11 protein-coding genes are annotated in these 20,500 nt (G+C 72.5%); 7 read left to right on the top strand and 4 right to left on the bottom strand.

Features of this window, described 5'->3' with window-relative positions:
* Nucleotides 1-93: 93 nt before the first annotated feature.
* Both AQJ54_RS29530 and AQJ54_RS29535 read left to right on the top strand, forming a co-directional pair.
* On the top strand, nucleotides 94-4,380 hold the full coding sequence (locus tag AQJ54_RS29530) for an aminotransferase class I/II-fold pyridoxal phosphate-dependent enzyme (RefSeq protein WP_062242260.1): 4,287 nt from the start codon (nucleotides 94-96) through the stop codon (nucleotides 4,378-4,380).
* A 29-nt stretch (nucleotides 4,381-4,409) separates the two neighbouring features.
* Nucleotides 4,410-5,147 carry a hypothetical protein gene (locus AQJ54_RS29535; RefSeq protein ID WP_062242445.1) on the top strand — a complete coding sequence of 246 codons (738 nt, stop codon included), beginning with the start codon at nucleotides 4,410-4,412 and terminating at the stop codon, nucleotides 5,145-5,147.
* A gap of 21 nt (nucleotides 5,148-5,168) precedes the next feature.
* Here the strand turns inward: AQJ54_RS29535 and AQJ54_RS29540 are convergent, their stop codons facing one another.
* Nucleotides 5,169-5,834: a chaplin gene (locus AQJ54_RS29540; protein ID WP_062242262.1), complete on the bottom strand. Its 666-nt coding sequence runs from the start codon at nucleotides 5,832-5,834 to the stop codon at nucleotides 5,169-5,171.
* A gap of 301 nt (nucleotides 5,835-6,135) precedes the next feature.
* On the opposite strand from AQJ54_RS29540, the gene AQJ54_RS29545 reads away from it, so the two are divergent.
* Nucleotides 6,136-7,722: an alpha/beta hydrolase gene (locus AQJ54_RS29545; protein WP_062031979.1), complete on the top strand. Its 1,587-nt coding sequence runs from the start codon at nucleotides 6,136-6,138 to the stop codon at nucleotides 7,720-7,722.
* A 100-nt stretch (nucleotides 7,723-7,822) separates the two neighbouring features.
* Nucleotides 7,823-8,920 (top strand): baeRF3 domain-containing protein, encoded by a 1,098-nt coding sequence (locus tag AQJ54_RS29550; RefSeq protein WP_062242265.1) that lies wholly within the window; start codon nucleotides 7,823-7,825, stop codon nucleotides 8,918-8,920.
* A gap of 65 nt (nucleotides 8,921-8,985) precedes the next feature.
* Here the strand turns inward: AQJ54_RS29550 and AQJ54_RS29555 are convergent, their stop codons facing one another.
* Nucleotides 8,986-9,399: an SsgA family sporulation/cell division regulator gene (locus tag AQJ54_RS29555; protein WP_062031973.1), complete on the bottom strand. Its 414-nt coding sequence runs from the start codon at nucleotides 9,397-9,399 to the stop codon at nucleotides 8,986-8,988.
* Between the two features lie 473 nt (nucleotides 9,400-9,872).
* Between AQJ54_RS29555 and AQJ54_RS29560 the strand changes: the two genes are divergently transcribed.
* Nucleotides 9,873-11,294 carry a PP2C family protein-serine/threonine phosphatase gene (locus tag AQJ54_RS29560; protein ID WP_062242266.1) on the top strand — a complete coding sequence of 474 codons (1,422 nt, stop codon included), beginning with the start codon at nucleotides 9,873-9,875 and terminating at the stop codon, nucleotides 11,292-11,294.
* A 5-nt stretch (nucleotides 11,295-11,299) separates the two neighbouring features.
* On the opposite strand, the gene AQJ54_RS29565 is transcribed toward AQJ54_RS29560, so the two are convergent.
* Complete coding sequence (locus AQJ54_RS29565) at nucleotides 11,300-12,793, bottom strand: DNA-binding protein NsdB (RefSeq protein WP_062242268.1); 1,494 nt, start codon at nucleotides 12,791-12,793, stop codon at nucleotides 11,300-11,302.
* Nucleotides 12,794-13,108: 315 nt separating this feature from the next.
* Here AQJ54_RS29565 and AQJ54_RS29570 point away from each other — a divergent pair, with 315 nt between their 5' ends.
* Nucleotides 13,109-14,248: an aminoglycoside phosphotransferase family protein gene (locus AQJ54_RS29570; protein ID WP_062031965.1), complete on the top strand. Its 1,140-nt coding sequence runs from the start codon at nucleotides 13,109-13,111 to the stop codon at nucleotides 14,246-14,248.
* Nucleotides 14,249-14,513: 265 nt separating this feature from the next.
* Nucleotides 14,514-16,469, top strand: a complete 1,956-nt coding sequence (locus tag AQJ54_RS29575; RefSeq protein ID WP_062242270.1) for an N-acetylmuramoyl-L-alanine amidase — start codon at nucleotides 14,514-14,516, stop codon at nucleotides 16,467-16,469.
* Here AQJ54_RS29575 and AQJ54_RS29580 read toward each other — a convergent pair.
* Entirely contained in the window at nucleotides 16,466-20,239 is a 3,774-nt protein-coding gene (locus AQJ54_RS29580; protein WP_062242273.1) for an nSTAND1 domain-containing NTPase, read from the bottom strand. The genes AQJ54_RS29575 and AQJ54_RS29580 overlap by 4 nt on opposite strands.
* Nucleotides 20,240-20,500: the final 261 nt, after the last annotated feature.

A 20,500-nucleotide genomic window follows, 5' to 3' on the forward strand; every position in this document is an offset into this window, starting at 1 on the left:
CGATCGGAAAAGATCCGGACCAGGTGGAAGACCCGGTCTCCTCCAGTGGCCCAAGGGGGGAGGCGCTCGCCCTTGCAGTCGGCCCATCGGCCGATGGCCGTCCATGTCGCCGTCGTCGCCGTCGCCACGCTCGTCTACATGACGGTCCCCGTCGCGCTCTCCGCTCTCTGGGCGGTGATCGGGCTCGTCGGCGTCGGCGCCGTGCTCGTGGGCGTCCGACTGCACCGGCCCGCCCACCGCTGGCCCTGGTGGACGCTGGCGGCGGGGCTGCTCACCTTCATCGCGGGCGACACGTACTACAACGTCATGGAGCAGTACTTCCACGCCTCCAACCCCTTCCCCTCCCCCTCCGACGCCCTCTACCTCACCACCTACCCGCTCTTCGCCATCGGCCTGTCCGGCCTGATCCGCTACCGCTGGGCCGGCCACGACCTGCCCAGCCTGCTCGACGCGCTGATCGTGACGGCGGGCCTCGCGCTGCCCGTGTGGGTCTACCTGGTGCAGCCCCTGACCGAGGTCGACGGTCTGACCTGGGAGCAGCGGGCCATCAGCATCGCCTACCCGCTCGGTGACGTGCTGGTCCTGGCCCTGCTGGCCCGGCTGCTGGCCCCGAGCCCGGTCGACGGCCCCAACAGGTCGGTGCAGTTGCTGGTGGTCGGCACCGCGACGCTGCTCGTCTTCGACATCGCCTACGGCATCCTCCAGCTCAACTCGATGTGGCAGGCGGGCACCGTGCTGGACGCCGGGTGGATCGTCTTCTACACGGCCTGGGGCCTGGCCGCCCTGCACCCCTCGATGGCGGCGCTCACGGCCGCCGTACCGCAGAAGCAGGCTCCCCTGCCCCCTCCCCACCGGATGGTGATGCTGGGAGCCGCCACCCTCATCGCGCCCGCGATCCTCCTGTACGAGGCGGTCACCCGCAGCCCCCATCACACGGCGGTGATCGCGGCCTTCTCGGCCGCCCTGTTCCTGCTGGTCATCCTGCGGCTGGCGGGCATGGTCGTGGTGCACCGGGGAGCCGTCGCCCGCGAGCTGGCCCTGCGCCAGGCGGCCGGATCCCTGGTGTCGGCGGTCCGGCAGCGGGACGTCGTACGGTCCTGCGAGACGGCCGTCGACATGCTCCTGGGTCCGGCGGTCGACCACCGGACCCTGGTGCTGTCCGCCCAGCAGGCCGCGCCCCTGCTCCCCCGCCAGGCCCGTCGGGTGGCCCCCGCCGAGCTCGGCGCCGAGATCGCCGCCCGGCTGGACGGGCTCCCGGCCGTCCAGGTGTGCCCCATGACCTCACCGGACCGCCCCGCCGGCCAGGACCCCGGTGTCCTGCTGGTCGCCGGCCCCCCGGCCGCGCTCACCGAGACGCACGGCTCCCTGGAGATCCTCGCCTCCCACGCCGGGCTCGCCATGGAACGGGTCCTGCTGCGCCAGGAGGTGATCCGGCAGGAGAGCGAGGCCTACTTCCGCACCCTGGTGCGCCACACCTCCGACGTCATCCTGATCCTGGAGGACGACGACACCATCCGGTACGCCAGTCCGTCCGCGGCCGCCGTGTTCGGCACCACGGACCTCACCGGCACCTGTCTGCCGGACCTGGTGGATCCCCGGGACCGGGCCCGGGCTGTCCGTGAGCTGACCGCCGTACGCGATCACGGGCCGAAGGGCTCCCACGACCACTGGTGGGTCCGGCACCGGGCGGGGCGGGTCGAGGTGGAGGTGCGGTGCAGCGACTTCCGGGACGAACGGACCGTGGCGGGGCTCGTGGTGACCCTGCGCGATGTGACCGAGCAGCGCAGGCTGGAGCACGAGCTGACCCAGCGGGCCTTCCACGACGCGCTCACCGGCCTGCCCAACCGCACCCTGCTCCTGGAGCGAATCGAACGCGCGCTGCTGCGGGGCCGGCGCGAGTCGTCCCTGACCTGTCTGCTCTTCATCGACCTCGACGACTTCAAGCTGGTCAACGACACGATGGGGCACTCGGCCGGCGACCGACTGCTCGTCGCCGTGGGCAACCGGCTGACCCGGACCCTGCGGCGCACCGACACGGCGGCCCGGCTCGGCGGCGACGAGTTCGCCGTACTGATGGAGGACGCCCGCGAGCCGCTGGACGCCGAGCTGCTGGCGGCGCAGGTGGTGGAGACGCTGACCAGGCCGTTCGTGCTGGGCGACGAGTCGGTCAGTGTGTCGGCGAGCGTGGGCGTGGCCACGGCCCGCGACAGCAGTGACGCGGAGGAACTCCTCGGCCACGCCGACCTCGCGCTGTACGCGGCCAAGGCGGCGGGCAAACGGCAGTGGCGGCGCTTCCTGCCGATGCTGCGGGCCCGCATGGTCGAGCGGCACGATCTGCAGAGCCGGCTCGCCCGGGCGGTCGCCGCACAGGAGTTCGCCCTGCGCTACCAGCCGGTGGTGGACATCGACGGGGGCCAGGTCGTCGGGTTCGAGGCGCTGGTGCGCTGGCCACGGCCCCCGGACCGGCCCGTGTCGCCGCAGCAGTTCATCACGCTCGCCGAGGAGACCGGGCACATCGCTCCGCTGGGCTCGTGGGTGCTGGAGAACGCCGTCGGTGACGTCGCCGGCCTTCAGCAGCTGTCGGGAACGGCGGCACCGCCGTACGTCAGTGTGAACGTGTCGGCCCGGCAGTTCCGTGACGCCGGGTTCCTGGACCAGGTCGGCCGGGCCCTGCGGACACCGGGGCTCGCTCCCGGTTCCCTCCAGCTGGAGCTCACCGAGACGGTGCTGCTGCGCCGGGACGCCCAGATCCAGGCGGTGCTCGAGTCCCTCAAGGACCTGGGGGTGCACATCGCGGTCGACGACTTCGGTACGGGATTCTCCTCGCTGCGCTATCTGCGGGACTTCCCCATCGACGTACTGAAGATCGACAAGACGTTCATCGACGACATCACGCGCGACGCCCGGCAGGTCGCCCTCGTCGAGGGCATCGTCCGCATCGCCGACACCCTGGGCCTCCAGGTGATCGCGGAGGGCATCGAGGAACCGGCGCAGCGGGACATGCTCGCCCGGCTGGGATGCCGGTTCGGGCAGGGTTTCCTGTTCGCCCGGCCGATGACGGTGGCGGAGAGCGAGCGGACGTTGCGGCAGGGCGGCGGGCTGCTCGCACCGGGTTCCGGCGGCTCGAACGGGCGGCACGTCCACCGCGACCCGCCGTCGGCCGCCGCCGAGCGGCGCACGGCGGGCCTCGAACAGCTGCGGCGGACGAGTCCGATGAGCGACGCGGTGATCGACGAGGTGCGCGGGCGCCGGATCCGCAGCGGCGGCCACTGGCTGACCGACTTCGCGTCCTGCAACTACCTCGGCTTCGACTGGGACCCGGAGATCGCGGCCCGTATCGGCCCCGAGGTACGCCGGTGGGGCACCCACCCCAGCTGGTCGCGGCTGCTGGGCAACCCACGGCTGTACCCGGTGCTGGAGGAACGGCTCGCCGCACTGCTGGACGCCCCGGACACCCTGCTGCTGCCGACGCTGACCCTGATCCACGCCTCGGTGATCCCGGTCCTGGCGGACGGCGGCCACGTCTTCGTCGAGGCGAGCGCGCACCGGACGGTGTACGACGGCTGCGTGGTCGCCCGCGGCCAGGGCGCCACCCTGCACCGCTTCCACGCCGAACGCCCCGAGGAACTGGACGCGTTGCTCTCCTCGGTGCCCGCGCGCACGACCCGCCTGGTCTGCCTCGACGGGGTGAACAGCATGACCGGCAACCTCCCCGACCTGCCCGCGCTGGCCGCGCTGTGCCGGGACCGCGGAGCCACGCTGTACGTCGACGACGCGCACGGCTTCGGAGTGATCGGGGAGCGCGCGCCGGACGAGCTGTGTCCGTACGGCCGGCGCGGCAACGGCGTGGTGCGGCACACCGGGGAGTCCTACGACGGGATCGTGATGGCCGGCGGTTTCTCCAAGGCGTACTCCTCGCTGCTGGCGTTCCTCGCGCTGCCCACCGATCTGAAGAACCACCTCAAGACGAGCGCGGCCCCGTATCTGTACTCGGGTCCCTCCCCCACGGCGTCGCTGGCCACCGCACTGGCCGGGCTCGACGTCAACGAGCGCCGTGGCGACGCGCTGCGGGCCGACCTGTACCGCAAGACCGTGCGGGTGCTCGACCACCTTGCCGACCTCGACGTGCACACGCTCAACACGGACCGGCTGCCCATCGTGGAGATCCCGCTGGCGGATCCCTCCGACCTCGACGCGGTCGGCGCGTTCCTGTGGGAGGAGGGCGTCTATGTGACGCTCGCCGCGCATCCGCTCGTCCCGCGCGACCGGGTCGGCTTCCGGGTGCAGATCACGGCTCTCAACTCCGACGACGACATAGACCGTCTGAACGGCACGCTGACCTCGCTGGCGAAGCGGTTCCGGCTGCGGTCGAGGCACTGAGGGGGCGACACGCGGATGTGGACACCGAGATGCTGACGCACAACGACGACGTGGACTGGGACCGGTGGCCGGTCGCCGACTACCTCGCCGAGAACTACCGGGACGTGCACCCCTCGGACGCGGAGGTCATCGCCCATCACTCGGCGTTCTACCGGCGCCTGCCGCCGGGCGGTGTGGCGCGGTCGGTGGAGTTCGGTGCCGGGCCGAACCTCTATCCGCTGATCCTCGCGTCCGCGGCGAGCCGCCGGGTGGACGCCGTGGAGGCGGGTGCGGGCAACGTGGCCTATCTGGAACGGCAGATCGTCTGCGGGCCCGACGCGAGCTGGTTGCCGTTCCACGCGCTGTGCCGTCGGCTCAATCCCGCCGTGCCGAGGACCCTCGCGGGGTCGCTGGCGCAGGTGCGGGTCGTCCACGCCGACGTCCGGGATCTGGAGCCGGGCGGCTATGAGCTGGCGTCGATGCACTTCGTCGCTGAGGGCGCCACGGAGGACTTCGCCGAGTTCACCGACTTCTGCCGGGCCTTCGTGCGCTGTGCGGAGCCGGGCGGTCTCCTGGTCGCCGCGTTCATGGAGAACATGCCGACCTACCGGATCGGCCCGACCTCGACGTGGCCGGGCTGCCCGGTGACCCCGGAGACCCTCGAGGAGGTCTTCACCCCCCTCACCCAGAACCTCACCCTCACCCACGTCCCCCCCGACCCGACCCTCCCGGACTACGGGGACTCGGGGATGGTGCTGCTGACGGGGGTGGCGAGGGGGATGGGGTGACGGGGAGGGTGGGGTGGGACGTCAGCGGGTGGGGCGTGGGCGGGTACGCCGGTAGAGCGCGGCTCCGCCGAGCAGTAGCCCGGCGCTGGTCAGAGCTGCGGGCAGGGCTTGGTTCGCGCCGGTGTGGGCGAGTGTCGTCCCGGGGGTCGACGGGGTGTGGGGTGCCGGTCGTGGGGCGGGGTGGTGCCGCGGCGGGGCGAGCGGCGTGGGCTCGGCGGGGGCCGGGGCGTCGGGGTGGTCGCCGGGCCCGTTCACGGACTCGTTGCCGACCGACGCGTTGCCGAGGCCGACCACGTTCACGGAGTTCCCGCTGAGGTTGACCGGCAGCTGGACCGGGAGCCGTACCCCGTTGCCGGCCAGCACGCCCGGTGAGCCCGTGGTGTCACCCTCGGCCCGGGCTCCGTCGCCCGCCACGGTGCCACCGGCCACGAGCACCGACCGCTGACCACCCCGGGACACCCCGCCGCCGGAGTCCTCGTTGCCGCAGCTGTTCCCCGCCGCCGGGTTGAGGAGCCCCACCACATTCACCGTGTTCCCGCACACGTTCACCGGGACGTGCACCGGAAGCTGCGCCACGTTGCCGGAGACCAGCCCCGGCGAACCCGCCGCCGTTCCGTCCGCCGCGCTGCCGGCGTACGCGGGCATCGTCACGGCCATCGCCCCGGACACGGCGGCGACGGCGATCACGCCGTTTCGGGTAACCCGTCTCATCGGTTCCTGCCTTCCAGACGTGGACGCGGGCAGTCACCCGCACCGCGTAAAACGCAGGCGAACCATCGGAGTTATGGCTAATCGGCCTTTCACCCCATCGAGCGACATGGTTGTCGAACTTGCGGCAAACCCGACTCATCGGCATCGAGCGGACACACAGAGCAGGGCCCACGCCATGATCCCGTCCCTCCGGGCGGCGGCCGGCTCTCGGGAGGCGACCGGGCAAAGGGCCGCATATCGTGATCGAGGGCGCAGATGGGCGCTCTTGGAGGCATGGATGCTCGCCAAGGTGACGAGGCGACGGTGCACTCTCTCCGGCGCCGTGGGCCTGGCCCTGCTCGGCGCGGGGTTGCCGGCGACGGCCGCGGACGACTCCGGGCCCGACCTGTCGCGCTTCTACCACCAGAAGATCAACTGGTCGAAGTGCGTGGGCATGGAGGCACCCAAGGACCTCCAGTGCGGCAAGATCACCGTCCCGGTCGACTACGCCCACCCCCGCGCCGGCACCCTCGACCTGGCGCTCGCCCGCTACCGGTCCACGGCGCGGCACAAGCGCGGCTCGGTGGTGCTGAACTTCGGCGGCCCCGGAGGCGCGGGCGTGCCCGAACTCGCCGCCGGGGGCCACGACTTCATGGACCTCACCGACGAGTACGACGTGGTGTCCTTCGACCCGCGCGGCGTGGGCAGGTCCTCCCCGGTCAGCTGCGGCGAGGGGACCGACGAGGCGCTGCGGGCCACGGACGACGACACGGCCCTCAGCACGGACCCTCAGGACGTCCTCGAAAGGCTCCGCAAGGCGGCCGCCCAGTGCGCCGAGCACTCCGGGCCCGTCCTGCCCCACATCGGCACGGTGAACGTCTCCCGCGACCTGGACGTCATGCGCCAGGCCCTCGGCGACAAGAAGCTCAACTACCTCGGCTTCTCGTACGGCAGCCGGCTGGGCGCGGTGTACGCGACCCAGTTCCCCGAGAAGGTGGGCCGGCTGGTGCTCGACGGGGTGGACACCCTCACCGAGCCGGTGGCCGAGCAGGGCGTGGCGGGCGCCGCCGGGCAGCAGACGGCGCTGGAGGACTTCATCGACTGGTGCACGAAGGACATCGCGTGCCCGTTCGGCACGGACGCGCGCGGGGCGCGCGAGCAGGTCGTACGGCTGGTGGCGTCCCTGGACGCGGATCCGGTGCCGACCGACTTCGGTCCCGCCTTCACCGGCCAGGACCTCGTGGGCGCGATCAGCCAGGCGCTCTACAGCGAGAAGCTGTGGCCGTCGCTGGAGCGGGCGCTGGCCGAGCTGGTGGAGGACGGCGACACCACGGGCATCCTCGCCTTCGCGGGCGGCGGATCCGGTTTCCTGCCCCGCGCCCGTCCGCTCTCCGACGACCCGACGCACAGTCCGCTCGCGGACGTGGACGACATCCCGTTCGACAATCTTCCGGCGGCGCTGATGGCGGTCAACTGCGCGGACGATCCCGACCGCCCCGGCGCCGACCGGATCACGAAGGACCTGGCCCGGCTGCGGGCCGCCTACGAGCAGGCGTCCCCGGTCTTCGGACGCTACCGGCTCACCGAGTACCTGATGTGCTACGGCCGCCCCAAGGGCACCGACTACATACGCGAGCAGGTGCGCGACGTCGACACACCGAAGATCCTGCTCGTCGGCACCCGCGGGGACCCGGCGACGCCGTACCGCTGGACCGTGGAGACCGCGAAGCGGCTCGGCGACTCGGCCGTGGTCCTCGACAACAAGGGCGAGGGCCACACCGGTTACGGCTCCTCGTCGTGCGTGCACCGCAAGGTCGACGACTTCCTGCTGTACGGCAACCTGCCGCCGAACGGCAGCTCCTGCGGGCCGGACCCGGACGACTGAGGCCCCTCCCCGGAGCACCGCCGCCAGGGACGAAATGCCCTGACCGGCCGATCAAGTTGCCCCGAATGCCCGATCGGTGAATCGGTCCTATGGTGCTGTTATGGAGCACGCACTCAGCAATGCGACCCTCTCCGAACTGCGCCGTCCGCGCACCTATCCCGCGGTGTCCGTGCTGACGCCGACCCACCGCCGAGGACCCGAGAACGCCCAGGATCCGGTGCGGCTGCGCAATGTGGTGGCCGAGGCGAAGAAGCGACTGGAGGCCGATCCCGCCGTCCCCAGGGAGCGGCGCGTCGACGTGGTCCGGCAGCTGGACCAGGCGCTCGGGGAGATCGACCTGGCGCACGCCGAGGACGGCCTGGCGATCTTCGCGGCGCCGGGTGAGCACCAGGTGTGGTCCCTGAGCCGTGCCGTGCCGGAGCGGGTGGTGCTCTCGGACACCTTCCTGACCCGCAACCTCGTGTCGGCGCGGGCCTCCGAGCGCCCGTTCTGGGTGCTGTCGGTCTCCGCCGACCGCGTCACGCTGTGGAACGGCGGCGCCGAGCGGGTCACCGAACACCACGCGTTCGGCTTCCCGATGATCCGGACGCGCGAGAACTTCGACGCCGAACGCCTGGAGCGGATCGGCGACATGCCGAGCACCTTCCGGGACGAGGGCACGCGCCACTTCCTGAGGGACGCCGACACCGCGACGGCACGGCTGCTGCGAGCCGCACCCCGCCCGCTCTACGTCACCGGCGAGACCGCGGCCCTGTCGGCCCTGGACGACGTCGGCAGTGTCGCCAGGGACGCGGTGCACCTTGCGCACGGCGGGCTCGCGCACGGCACCCCCGACGCAGTGTGGCAGGCCGTGCGGCCGCTGGTCGCCGCGGAGGCCCGCCGGAGCACCGAGGCGGTGACCCACGAGCTCGAATCGGCGCGCGGACGGCGGGCGTTCGCGGCCGGCGTCGACGAGATCTGGCAGAGCGCCCGGGAGGGCCGGCTGCGGCTGCTCGCGGTCGAGGAGAACTACCGGGTCACGGTCCGCGACGGGGGCGGCGACCACCTGGTGCCCGCGGAGAGCGGCGACCTCGACGCCCGCGAGGACATCGTGGACGAGATCGTCGAGCAGTGCCTGGAGACCGGTGCCGACGTCCGCTTCGTCCCGGACGGCACGCTGGGCGGGGTGGACGGCATCGCGGGCGTGCTGCGGTACTGAGGCCGGGTGGACGGCATCGCGGGCGTGCTGCGGTACTGAGGCCGGGGGTGTACGGCCGGGCCCCCTCACACGCCTCCGAACAGCGCGCTGAGCCCTCTCTCGACGGCCTCGTCGAGGTCCTCCTGACCGGCGCCGACCACCGTGTAGGTGCGCAGCAGGAAGCTGCGCAGGGTGGGTGTGTCGAACTGGAGGAGGGCGAGGCCGTACGGCGAGTGGAACTCCACGACCGTGGTGCCACTGCCGCACGGCCACAGGTGCACGTCCCCGGCGCCGACCGGCCCGGCCAGCCCCTCCTCCAGCAGGACCCGGGCGAAGGTCCAGGTCACCCTGTGCCCGTCCAGGGAGACCTCGGCCGGGAAGTCCACGCACACGGCCAGCGGATCGGCGGAGCTGTAGCGCAGGGTCGCGGGGACGGGCAGTTCCTGGTTCTCCGCGGTGATCAGTCGGGCGCGGGCGGGCTGCTCGATCGTCGTGTCCATGGTCGGTCTCCACTGCCGGTGAGAGGTCGGCCCGGTTGTGCCGATGTGTTGTTACGACCTCGCAGGCGCCGTTTCATTACGGCTGAGCGGGAGTGAATTTGTGTGACCTGCATCACATCGCACGGGGCGAGCGTCGCCACGCCCGCCCTCCGGACACTCAGGAACCGCCCCCTGGCACGGCTCGATCCACCTGTGCCAAACTCCTTAGAACACAGGACCGTCGAACACACAAATGAACACCGGGCCGACCACCCCCACGACCCGTCAAGTCACGTACGCCCTCTACGACTTGAGACCCTGACCGGCGTAGACAAGACGCCCTGTACGACCGCTCCGCGAAGACTGTGGCATATGCCAGAAGCACCACCGTATCGTGTGCCGCCAAATCCCTTACAGCGCGTCGCAGCCTGTGCAACAGTCGTAACGGTCCCTCCGTCCCCCCTTGGTCGAACCGTCCCGCATCGGAGCGCGTCATGCCGTCCCATCTCTCCGCGGACCGCCCAGCCGCCCAGCCACCCGGAAGCGGCTCGGTCGACGCGCTCATATCGCAGGCGCGGCGGCTCAAGGGCGACGTGGACGCCGTCCGACGGGACGCGCCGAGCGACGGTACGGACCCCCAGGACCGCTGGCAGCGCGCACTGTGCGACCTCGCACTGCACCAACTCAGCGATCTGGACGCTCATTTGGCACAACTCAGGGACGGCCCGCCCCCGGCGCCCGGCGCGGAGTCCGCCGCAGGAGCCGCGCCGCCCGCTCCCCGGCGCGGCTCGCTGCTCAGCCGGGTCGGCAGCGCGGAGTGGAACTTCCTGACCGACGAGGTGAGTTGGTCAGGGGAGCTCTACCGGATCCTGGGCCGCGATCCCGCCGCTCCCCCGCTCACCCTCGACGAACTCCCCTCCCTGGTGCTCGACGAGGACCGGCCGCGACTGACGGCCATGGTCACCGACTGCCTCGTCGACGCCCAGCGCATCGACGGCGAGTTCCGTGTCGTGCGCCCGGACGGCGAGATCCGTGCCGTCCACATGATGGGTGAGCCCGTCCTCGCCGCCGACGGCAGCACCGCCTCGATGTGGGCCGTGCTGCGCGACGTCAGCGCACTGCGGCGGACCGAGCGGGCGGTGAGCGAGACCCGCGACTCGTTACAACGCCACCGGCAGCGCGCGCAGAACGAGCACCGGCTCGCGGTCGAGCTCCAGGAGGCCGTACTGCCGCCGTGGCGTGGCTCCCTGCGACTCCCGCACCAAGGCCCCGAGACCCTCGACCTCGCCGCCCACTACCTGCCGTCGTCGACCGGCACCCTGATCGGCGGCGACTGGTACGACGCGCTCGAACTGGCCGACGGGCAGACGCTGTTGAGCGTCGGCGACCTCACCGGCCACGGAGTCTCCGTGGCCTCGGGCATGGCGACCCTCCTCGGTGCCGTCCGCGGCATGGCGATGGCCGGCACCGAGCCCGGCCGACTGATGTCCCTGCTCAACCAGTTGCTCGACGCGACCGTCCAGCCGGCCCTCGGCAGCGCGGTCTGCTGCCGCTACCGACCCCAGACCCGCACCCTGGTCTGGGCGCAGGCCGGGCACCCCGCCCCGCTGTTGTTCCGGGGCGGGACGGGGCGCCGGCTGCACTCCCCCGACGGCGTCCTCCTCGGCGCGACCTCCGGAGCCGTCTACGCGCAGGCCGAGGAAACCCTCGAGCCGGGCGACCTGCTCCTGCTGCACACGGACGGACTGGTGCCCGGGCGCGACAGCACGGCTGCCGTGAACCGCCTCCTCGGCCTGGCCCCGCGGTTCGGCGGGGCGCGCACCGCGCAGGACTGTGTGCGGATGGTCATGGAGGAGTTCGGTGAGGCCGAGCGCGAGGACGACGCCTGCGTCCTCATCGCCAAGGTGACTTCATAACAAGCTCACGCCCGTCGGCTGTTGCCACCCCTTCCCTTGGGCTTGGGCAGTGCCAGCCTGATCTCCTCACGCAGCTCGTCGATCTTCGGATAGCTGGAGTACTCGGCGGTGAGCCGGTACATCTGGCGCAGCCGGTCCCAGGTGCGGCCCGAGGAGTTGGAGCCCATCGCCATCAGGGCCAACCGCGCGTACCGGTCCGCCTGTTCGGGGTCGTCCGCGATGAAGCAGGCGGACGCCATCGACAGATGGTCGAAGATCTTCGACCGCTCCCGGCCGTCGTTGCGCAGGGACAGGGCCTTCTCCGCGTAGTGCTGCGCGTGGACGGCCGCGCCCGGCTCGAACTCCGCCAGCGTGCGGTAGGCCAGCGCCTGCATGCCGTACAGGTCCTCGTCCTTGAAGGTCTGCATCCAGCTAGGGGGCGACACGTCACCGCGGTCGGAGACGAAGAGGTCCTCCGCCTGGCCGAGGGTGCGGCGCATGGCCTGGCCCTTGCCCATGGACGCCTGCGCCCACGCCTCGATGGTGTGGAACATGGCCCTGGTCCGCGGCAGGACCTGCTCGCCCGATCCGCTCTGGGCCAGCTTCATCAGGTCGAGCGCGTCGTCCGGCCGGCCCAGGTGCACCATCTGGCGGGCCGCGCGGGAGAGCGCCTCGCCGGCGCGGGGCCGGTCTCCGCCCTCTCGTGCCGCGTGCGCGGCGATGACGAAGTACTTCTGGGCCGTGGGTTCGAGGCCGACGTCGTGGGACATCCAGCCCGCGAGGACGGCCAGGTTGGCGGCGACGCCCCACAGGCGCCGCTGGAGATGGTCGGGGTGCCGGTAGGCGAGCATGCCGCCCACCTCGTTGAGCTGGCCCACGACCGCCTTGCGTTGCAGCCCGCCCCCGCGGGCCGCGTCCCAGGCCCGGAACACCTCGACCGAGCGCTCCAGTTCCTCGATCTCCTGCGACCCGATGGGGGCGGCCTCGTAACGGTCGAACCCGGCGGGGTCGGCGTGCAGGGGGTCGTCGAACTGGGGGGCATCGGCGGTGAGGGCCGGATCGGTGTGCAGCCAGTCGTACATGGCACTGCTGAGTACGGATCCCGCGGTGAGCGCGGCACCCGCGCCCACCAAGCCGCGTCGGTTGAGCATGAGGTCCATTCCCGTGAATTCGGTGAGGACCGCAGCGGTTCGGTCGGGCGCCCACGGCATGCCGTCGGGAGTTTCAGCGTTCCCGTCGCCCTGCCGTTTCCCCGTACGCCCGTGCCGGACCAGACCGAGGTCCTCGATGGTCACGACACGGCCGAGACGCTCGGTGAACAGGGCCGCCAGCACCCGCGGCACCGGATCGCGCGGGATCTCTCCCATGTCGATCCAACGCCGGACCCGGGAGGTGTCGGTCGAGAGCTGGGGGTGGCCCATGGCCGCCGCCTGCCGGTTGACCAGCCTCGCGAGTTCACCCTTGGACCAGCCGGCCAGGCCGAACAGGTCCGAGAGTCGGGTGTTGGGTTGTCCGCTCACGTCAAGCCCCCAGGTTCTCGGCTGAGTTGACAGTAGCCCCGTGTCAGTTGCTCCGGGACTATTCGCCAGGGTTCGCCAGGGTGCGCCAGATGGTGTGCCACGCGGCATATGCGGTGAGGTAGGAATGCGCCACCCCGACCCGTACCGCACAGGGACATTCCCCAGGGTGCACCCGGCGGTCCGGGTCGGGCAGCGCACCGCCTCCCCAGGCACCACGCACCCCAGATCCACGCACGACAGCTCCACGCACCAGAGCTCCTCCAGCACCACCGCTTCTCCAGGCACAGCAGGCACACGAAGGGATCTGTCTCTCCCATGTACGCAGCATCGTCCTCCGTGTCCGCCCCGCCCCGGTCGCCGCATCTCCGCCCGGCGGGTGGCGGCCCCTACCTCGACCCCGCGCGGCCGACGGCCCCCGTACCGGGTACGGGCAGGACACGGCGCGCTCCGGGGCTCGGCACCCAACCGCTCAGCGGGAGACTCGACTTGTCCGGCCCCCAGGGCGCCCAGCTGCGCACGGCGATCGCGTCGGTGCACCGGATCTGCCCGGAGTTCGCTCCGGTGCAGGTGCTGCGCCGCAGCGGGCGTTCCGTGCTCCTGGTCGGTACGACGGGACGCAGCACGGCCGTCGCCAAGTGTTTACTCGACCAGTCCCCGGTATGGGCCGAGCGGATCCGGCACGAGATAGCCGCTTACCGCTCGTTCGTCCGGCACCGGCCTCCGGTGCGCGTCCCCCGGCTGATCGCGGCGGACCCGGACAACTGCACCCTGGTCATCGAACGGATGCCCGGCCGGGTCGCGGCGCTGCACCGGCACCCGGCGGAGGCCCCGCCGCGCGCGGACATCAGGGCGGCCCTCGGCTCGGTGTGCCGGCTCAACGCCTGGCGGCCACCGGCGGGCACCTTCGACGCCCCGCTGGACTACGCGGCCCGTATCTCCCGCTACCACGAACTGGGACTGCTGACCGACCGGGACCTGGGCGACCTGCAGAAGCTGCTGCACGGCATCGCGCACTCGGCGGGCCGGCAGGGCATGGGCCAGTTCTGCCACGGCGACGCCCTGCTCTCGAACATCCTGCTCTCACCGGCCGGTCCAGTGCTGGTGGACTGGGAGCACGCGGGCTGGTACCTGCCGGGCTACGACCTGGCGACGCTGTGGTCGGTCCTCGGTGACGCCCCGGTGGCACGTCGTCAGATCAGCCAGATCGCCCAGTCGGCGGGCCCGGCCTCCCGGGACGCCTTCCTGGTGAACCTGATGCTCGTCCTGACCCGGGAGATCCGGACCTACGAGACGGCCGTGCAGCGTTCGATGCTCGACACGACCCCGGCGGCACCGGCCGTGGCCCACCCCGGTGCTGCGCCGTCCGGCGAGGAACAGCGGCTGCTGCTGAGGCGGCTGCACGACGACTGCCAGTTGGCCCGTCGGGCCGTACGCGCGGCGGTCGGCACTCGCTGACGGGGCGATGGCCCGCGGGGCGCCGGTGGAGCGGCGCCCCGCGGGCCTCTGCGTGTCCGGACGTCGGCGCGGCCCCGGCCATTGGTGTACACCACTGACGCCCCGCAGGCCCGCGGGCCACCGCCGCGAAACTCCCGCGGACCCGGATTGACATGGGAAATCCCCTGCCCCTGGGCATGATTGACGGATCGTCGAGGAGCCGGTAGCACTGACGCACGCCCGGCCCCGCTCGGCTCATCGCGCTCGATCGCCCCAGGAGGACGCATTGCGAGGATCCGCCACCACCCCCCACAGAGCCACCCGGAGAGTCTTCGGCACCCTGGCCGGCACCGCCCTGCTGCTGCCCCTGCTCGGCGCCGCCCCGGAGCAGCCCGCGGACTCCGCCGCCGGGCTCCAGCAGGCCTTCGCCGCGGCGGCCGCCGAGTACCACGTGCCGCAGAGCGTCCTGCTCGGCGTCTCCTATCTCCAGTCCCGCTGGGACGGTCACGCCGGGGCGCCCAGCGTGACCGGCGGCTACGGGCCGATGCACCTCACCGACGCCCGGTCCGCGCTCGCCTCCGCCCCGCACCACAGCGAGGGCACCGAGGACGCCCGTGGCGACAGCGCCCGCGCGGCCCTGCTCCCCGACCGGAAGGTGCCGCAGGCCGGCGAGATCCCGGCCCGGCTGGAGACACTGCCGAAGGCGGCCGAACTGTCCGGTCTGAGCGCCGAGGACCTGCGGACCGACCCCGCGGCGAACGTCGCGGGCGGTGCCGCGCTGCTGGCCGCGGCCCAGAAGGAGCTGGGCGAGCCGCTGAGCGAGGACCCCGCGGACTGGTACGGCGCGGTGGCCCGCTTCTCCGGCGCGGACGACAGCGGGACGGCCGCCGCGTACGCCGACGACGTCTACGACGTCCTGCGCACCGGCGAGGCGCGCACCACCGACGCCGGTCAGCGGATCGCCCTGGCCGCCCGCCCCGACCTGGTCCCGGACACCGCGCAGCTCGCCCGCGCGGGCCTCAGGAAGCCGAAGGCGGGCGCCACCGAGTGCCCGAGGACGGTGTCCTGCGAATGGATCCCGGCGCCCTACGAGCAGTTCGGCGACAACGACTACGGCAACCACGACCTCGGCGACCGTCCGGCCTCGCAGAGCATCAAGTACATCGTCATCCATGACACGGAGGGCGCCTGGGAAGGTGTCCTCAACCTGGTGCAGGACCCGACCTATGTGTCGTGGAACTACAGCCTGCGCTCGACCGACGGTCACATCGCCCAGCACGTGAAGGCGAAGGACGTCGCCTGGCACGCCGGCAACTGGTACATCAACGCCAAGTCGATCGGTCTGGAGCACGAGGGCTTCCTGGCCAATCCTGACGCCTGGTACACCGAGGCGATGTACCGGTCCTCGGCCCGGCTGGTGAAGTACCTCTCCGCGAAGTACGGCATCCCGCTGGACCGGCAGCACATCCTCGGCCACGACACCGTGCCGGGGCCGACGACCGCGACGATCCCGGGCATGCACACCGACCCCGGCCCCTACTGGGACTGGCGGCACTACTTCGAGCTGCTGGGCCGGCCGATCCGGGCCACCGCGCCCCAGCAGGGCGGACTGGTCACGATCCGGCCCGACTACGCCACCAACCAGCCGCAGTACACGGGCTGTGTCACCAGCGGCCGGCCCTGCGCGGCCCACGGTTCGAGCGAGGTGCGGCTCTACTCTGCCCCCGACGAGAACTCCGCCCTCATCACGGACATCGGCCGGGGCGGCCGGCCCCCGACGACCGACGTCAACGACCTGTCGTCACGGGTGTCCACCGGCCAGCAGTACGCGGTCGCCGGCCGGGACGGCGACTGGACGGCGATCTGGTACCTGGGCCAGAAGGCCTGGTTCAGGAACCCGGCCGGCAACCGGACCGCGGTGAACGCCGCCGGTCTCGTGATCACCCCGAAGAAGGGCCTCGACAGCGTCCCGGTGTACGGCCGCGCCTACCCCGAGGCCTCCGCGTACCCGGCGGGGGTGCCCGCGCAGGCGGTGTCGCCGCTGCCGTACAAGGTGCTCAAGGACCAGAGATACGTGGTCGGGGACAAGGTGCCCGGCGAGTACTACTACGCGGTCACCTTCGCGACGGACACGCACAAGGTCGTGGTCGGCAAGGATCTCTACTACGAGATCCAGTACGGCCACCGGGTGGCGTTCGTGCGGGCGGCGGACGTGGACGTGAAGCTCTCGCTCACGCGCTAGGCGGGACAGCTCCGCCGGTAGGTCACGTCGGGCAGGTGGCGGCTCCACTCCTCGGGGGTGAGGCCGCCACCGGCACGTCGGCACACGGTTGCGGCGGCTCGGTCCGGTCCGACGAGGTAGGTCCGCGGTGGTGTGTGGTCGCCCGCCGCGTGGAGGCTGTCGCCGTCCGCGCCGAAGGCCAGCGCCGTGACCGTGTCGCCCGGGGTCGGCAGGGGTGATCCGATGCGGCGCCGGGACGCCACGTCCCACAGCTGAAGGGTGCCCTCGTCGCCGGCGACGGCGAGGGTCCGGCCGTCGGGGGCGAAGGCCAGCGCCGAGACGTACTGGTAGGTGGTGGTCTCGGGGTCGGCGAGCACCCCGAGGCGCCGGTGCAGGCGACCGTCCCACAGCTCGACCCGGCCGGACCCGTCGCCGACCGCCAGGTACGTGCCGTCGGGGCTGAAGGCCAGCGCACTGCCGCCGCTGGGCAGGCGTCCGGCGGGCAGCCGGCTGCCCGAGGGGAGGCGGTAGGCCTCGCCTCCGGTGGTGACGACGAGGTCGCCGTCGGGGTGCAGGGCGACCGCTCCGCCGGTGCTGGCCAGGGTCAGGGTGGTCGTGCGCCGCTCCAGGTCCCGGATCCGGACGCTGCCGACCGAGGGGCTCGGCAGGTCGGTCAGCAGCAGGGAACGGTCGCCGGGGCCGAAGGCGAGGTGGGCCGGCGCGGTCCGGCCGAGGTCGGCCGTGGTCAGGACCGTGGACACACGGCGGTGCGGGACGTCGTAGAGCCAGAGGCGTGGCGGTGCGGGCCGCGCGTTCGACGACTCGATGCCGTAGGCGAGGGTGCGGCCGGTGGAGTCGAAGGCGAGGTGGGCGGCGCACCCGTACAGCTCCGCCGCCGGGTCCGGGACGCGGCACGGGGCCGTGCCGAGGTCGGCCAGGTACCGTCCCGTGGCGGTGAGGAGCCGGAAGCGGATGCGGGCGCCGTCGGGGTCCGGGCGGGCCGTGGCCAGGAGTGCGCCGTCCGGGCTGTAGGCCATGCCGATGGTCTGCGTGGTCGTCCAGTCGGGAGTGACCGCCTCGCCCAGGGCGAGGGTGTGCACGCTGGGACCCCAGGTGCCCTCGGGACCGCCGAGGTAGCGCAGGGTCCGGCGCGCGGGGTCGAGGCGGATGTCCTTGACGGTCTCGCCGGCGAGCCGGTGGCGGAAGACCGGGAAGACGGGGGTGGCCAGCCGCCAGACCAGGATCTCCTCGCCGTCGGAGGCGGCCATGAAGGCTCCGTCGGTACTGAACTGGGCGATCTTCAGACCGGGGTACTCGACGTCGGCGATCAGGCGGCCGGTGTCGATCCGCCAGGCCCGGAAGCCGGAGGGGCCGACGACGCCCAGGGCACGCCCGTCCGGACTGAAGGTGATCTGTTCCTGGAGGCACTGCCGGGCGGTCGTCCTGGGCAGCCAGGGGGCGCTGATCTCCCTGCGCGTCCCGACGTCCCACAGTCGGAGCCGGGCACCGGGGACGCACAGGGCGAGGCGGCGGTCGTCTGGGCTGACCGTCGCGTCGGGTGTGGACCGGTAGGTCTGGATCGAGGTGCGCCTGTCCTGTCGGAGTTCGGCCACGACGGCCATGAGCCGGGGCCAGCCGATGTCGCTGACGTCGACGCTCGCGGGGCGTTCGGGGTCCTCGACGTCCAGCAGTTTCCGGCGGGTGTGCGGGTCCCAGAGCTGGGTGTGGTCCCTCGTGCCCTGACGGTCGTAGACGACGAGGGTGCGGCCGCTGGGGCTCATCTCCACTCCGCCGTCGGCGTCCGTGAGGGGGGTGCGGTCCTGGCGGCCGGTGGCGAGGTCGCGGAGGGTGACGTGGGTGCCGTCGAAGACCGGGAGCCAGGTGGTGTCGCCGTGCGGGAAGCCCGCGTTCTCCATCGTCGAGCCGAGGCCGGGCTGCCGGCTCAGGTTCCGGTGGGTGCTCACGTCCCAGCGGGTCACCCGGTCGGTGCCGACGCTGATCAGGGTGCGCCCGTCGGTGCTCAGACGGCGCATGGTCCGCTTGCCGCCGTCCGGATCGGTGAAGACGTCCTGCTCGCGCTGGTCGGCCGCCGCGAGGAGCGCGGACCGGGTCTCCGGAAGGTCGGCCACCCGCCATGCGGCCAGGCCCAGCCGCATCGAGGTGACCGGGTCGGACAGCCTGAGGCTCTCGGCCACGCCGACGAGCCGACGGGCCTCCGCCTCCAGCCGGCGCCGTTCGCCCTCCTGGTTCTGCTGCCAGGCCACGAGTCCCGCGAGCAGGCAGAGGGTCACCAGCAGGGACAGGGCGCCGACCCGCCCGCGGCGACGGAACCGCTCACGCCGGCGTGCGTGTACGGCGGTCTGGAGGAACTCCCGCTCCAGCGGGGTGAGTTCCGCGGACCCGCCGCTGAAGTGCTCCTCGGCGGCGGCCAGTCGCCCTCCCCGGTACAGCGTGTCCGGGTCGCGCCCGGCAACCGCCCAGGTGCCGGCCGCCTCGGTGAGCAGGCGCTGGGCGCGCAGCCGTTCGCGGTCCTCGTCGATCCAGGTGCGCAGCCGGGGCCAGGCGGTGAGCACGGCCTCGTGGGCGAGGTCCACGGTCTCGTCGTCGACGGTGATCAGCCGGGCGCGGGCGAGCCGTTCGAGAACGTGGGGAGTGTCGGGCCAGTCGGCGCCGGTGAGTTCGGCGCGGTCGGCGGGGCGCCGGGTGTCGGGGGTGCCCTGGCCGGGGGTGACCAGGCGCAGCAGGACACGGCGGGCGGTGTCGGCCTGCGCCGGGGTGAGGCTCGCGTGGAGTTCCTCGGCGGTGCGGGCGATGGCCCCGTGGATGCCCCCGGCCGCCTCATAGGCCGCTTCGGTGAGCGTCCGGCCGTGGCGTCGGCGCCAGGTCTCCAGCAGGGCGTGGGACAGCAGGGGCAGCCCGCCCGGCTCGTCCGCGAACTCGTCCAACAGCCGTGCCGTGAGGGCGCGTTCGACGACCAGGCCACCGAGGGCGGCGGGCCGGACGATGGTCTCTCGCAGTTCGTCTGGGCCCATGGGAGCGACCAGCAGCGTGGCGTCCTGGGCGGCCTCGGCGAGCCGGCGGTGGCGGGTGAGATGGCCGTAGAAGTCGGCGCGTACGGCGATCACGACGCGGGTGCGCCGGCCGGCGGCGGGGAGGAGCAGGTCGAGGAAGCGGGAGCGTTCGTCCGGGTCGGTGCAGAGGGTGAAGAGTTCCTCGAACTGGTCGACCACGATCAGGGACGCCTCGGACGCCAGGGTGTGGCCGTGGGTCCGGACGGGGTGCGGTCCCGGCGAGATCACCTGCGTCCGGCCGGCCGTCCTCGGGATCAGGCCGGCCCGGAGCAGGGAGGACTTGCCGCTGCCGGAGGGGCCGACGAGGACGACGACGGGGTGGTCGGTGACCATTGCGGCGAGCCGTTCGACCAGCCGGTCGCGGCCGAAGAACCGCTCGCGGTCACCGGTGTCGTACCGCGCCAGGCCGAGGTAGGGAGCCTGGCCCGGGTCGTCGGCGGCCCGCCGTTCCTCGGTCGCCTCCTGGGACGCCTGCTGCCAGCGCCGCTCCCAGTCGGCGGGGTCGCCGTCGCAGGCGGAGACGTAGGCGAGGGCGACCTGGAGCGAGGGGAGCCGGTCGCCTGCCGCGGCCTGGGCGAGGGTCGCCGGGGAGTAGTGGGCGCGTGCCGCCATGGCCCGGTAGGTGGGACCCCCGGCTTCCTGGCGTAACTTCCGCAGTTCGTGGGCGAATCGGGCGACAGGGCCCTCGGTCGGGTCCAGCGGTCGCTCGCGTCGCCCCATGACTCTCCCCTGCGTTCCCGTCGGCGCGGCCGGTGGCCGATCTTCGCACGCTAGGGACGGACGCCGGTGCGGGGCAAGGCAGTTCCGGCCGTGGGACAGAGGGGTGTAGCAGGAGGCCGGGAATTGTCTGGAGTGGTGAAAGGGGGCTGCCGGACAATTCCGCGGTCGCGAAGACTTGGATCACGGCACCCCGGGGCTTCGCCGAGGCGGGCGGAGCGGGGGATCCCGGGTGTGACCGTGCGGGGCCGGACGACCGACCGT

The organism is Streptomyces griseorubiginosus, assembly GCF_001514195.1.
GTDB lineage: Bacteria > Actinomycetota > Actinomycetes > Streptomycetales > Streptomycetaceae > Streptomyces > Streptomyces griseorubiginosus.

Bases quoted from the DNA above. Each gene is read 5' to 3' on its own strand.
- AQJ54_RS29535 (WP_062242445.1), top strand. From the start codon at position 4,410: ATGCTGACGCACAACGACGACGTGGACTGGGACCGGTGGCCGGTCGCC.
- AQJ54_RS29550 (WP_062242265.1), top strand. From the start codon at position 7,823: ATGGAGCACGCACTCAGCAATGCGACCCTCTCCGAACTGCGCCGTCCG.
- AQJ54_RS29530 (WP_062242260.1), top strand. From the start codon at position 94: ATGGCCGTCCATGTCGCCGTCGTCGCCGTCGCCACGCTCGTCTACATG.
- AQJ54_RS29580 (WP_062242273.1), bottom strand. From the start codon at position 20,239: ATGGGGCGACGCGAGCGACCGCTGGACCCGACCGAGGGCCCTGTCGCC.
- AQJ54_RS29555 (WP_062031973.1), bottom strand. From the start codon at position 9,399: ATGGACACGACGATCGAGCAGCCCGCCCGCGCCCGACTGATCACCGCG.
- AQJ54_RS29570 (WP_062031965.1), top strand. From the start codon at position 13,109: ATGTACGCAGCATCGTCCTCCGTGTCCGCCCCGCCCCGGTCGCCGCAT.
- AQJ54_RS29560 (WP_062242266.1), top strand. From the start codon at position 9,873: ATGCCGTCCCATCTCTCCGCGGACCGCCCAGCCGCCCAGCCACCCGGA.
- AQJ54_RS29545 (WP_062031979.1), top strand. From the start codon at position 6,136: ATGCTCGCCAAGGTGACGAGGCGACGGTGCACTCTCTCCGGCGCCGTG.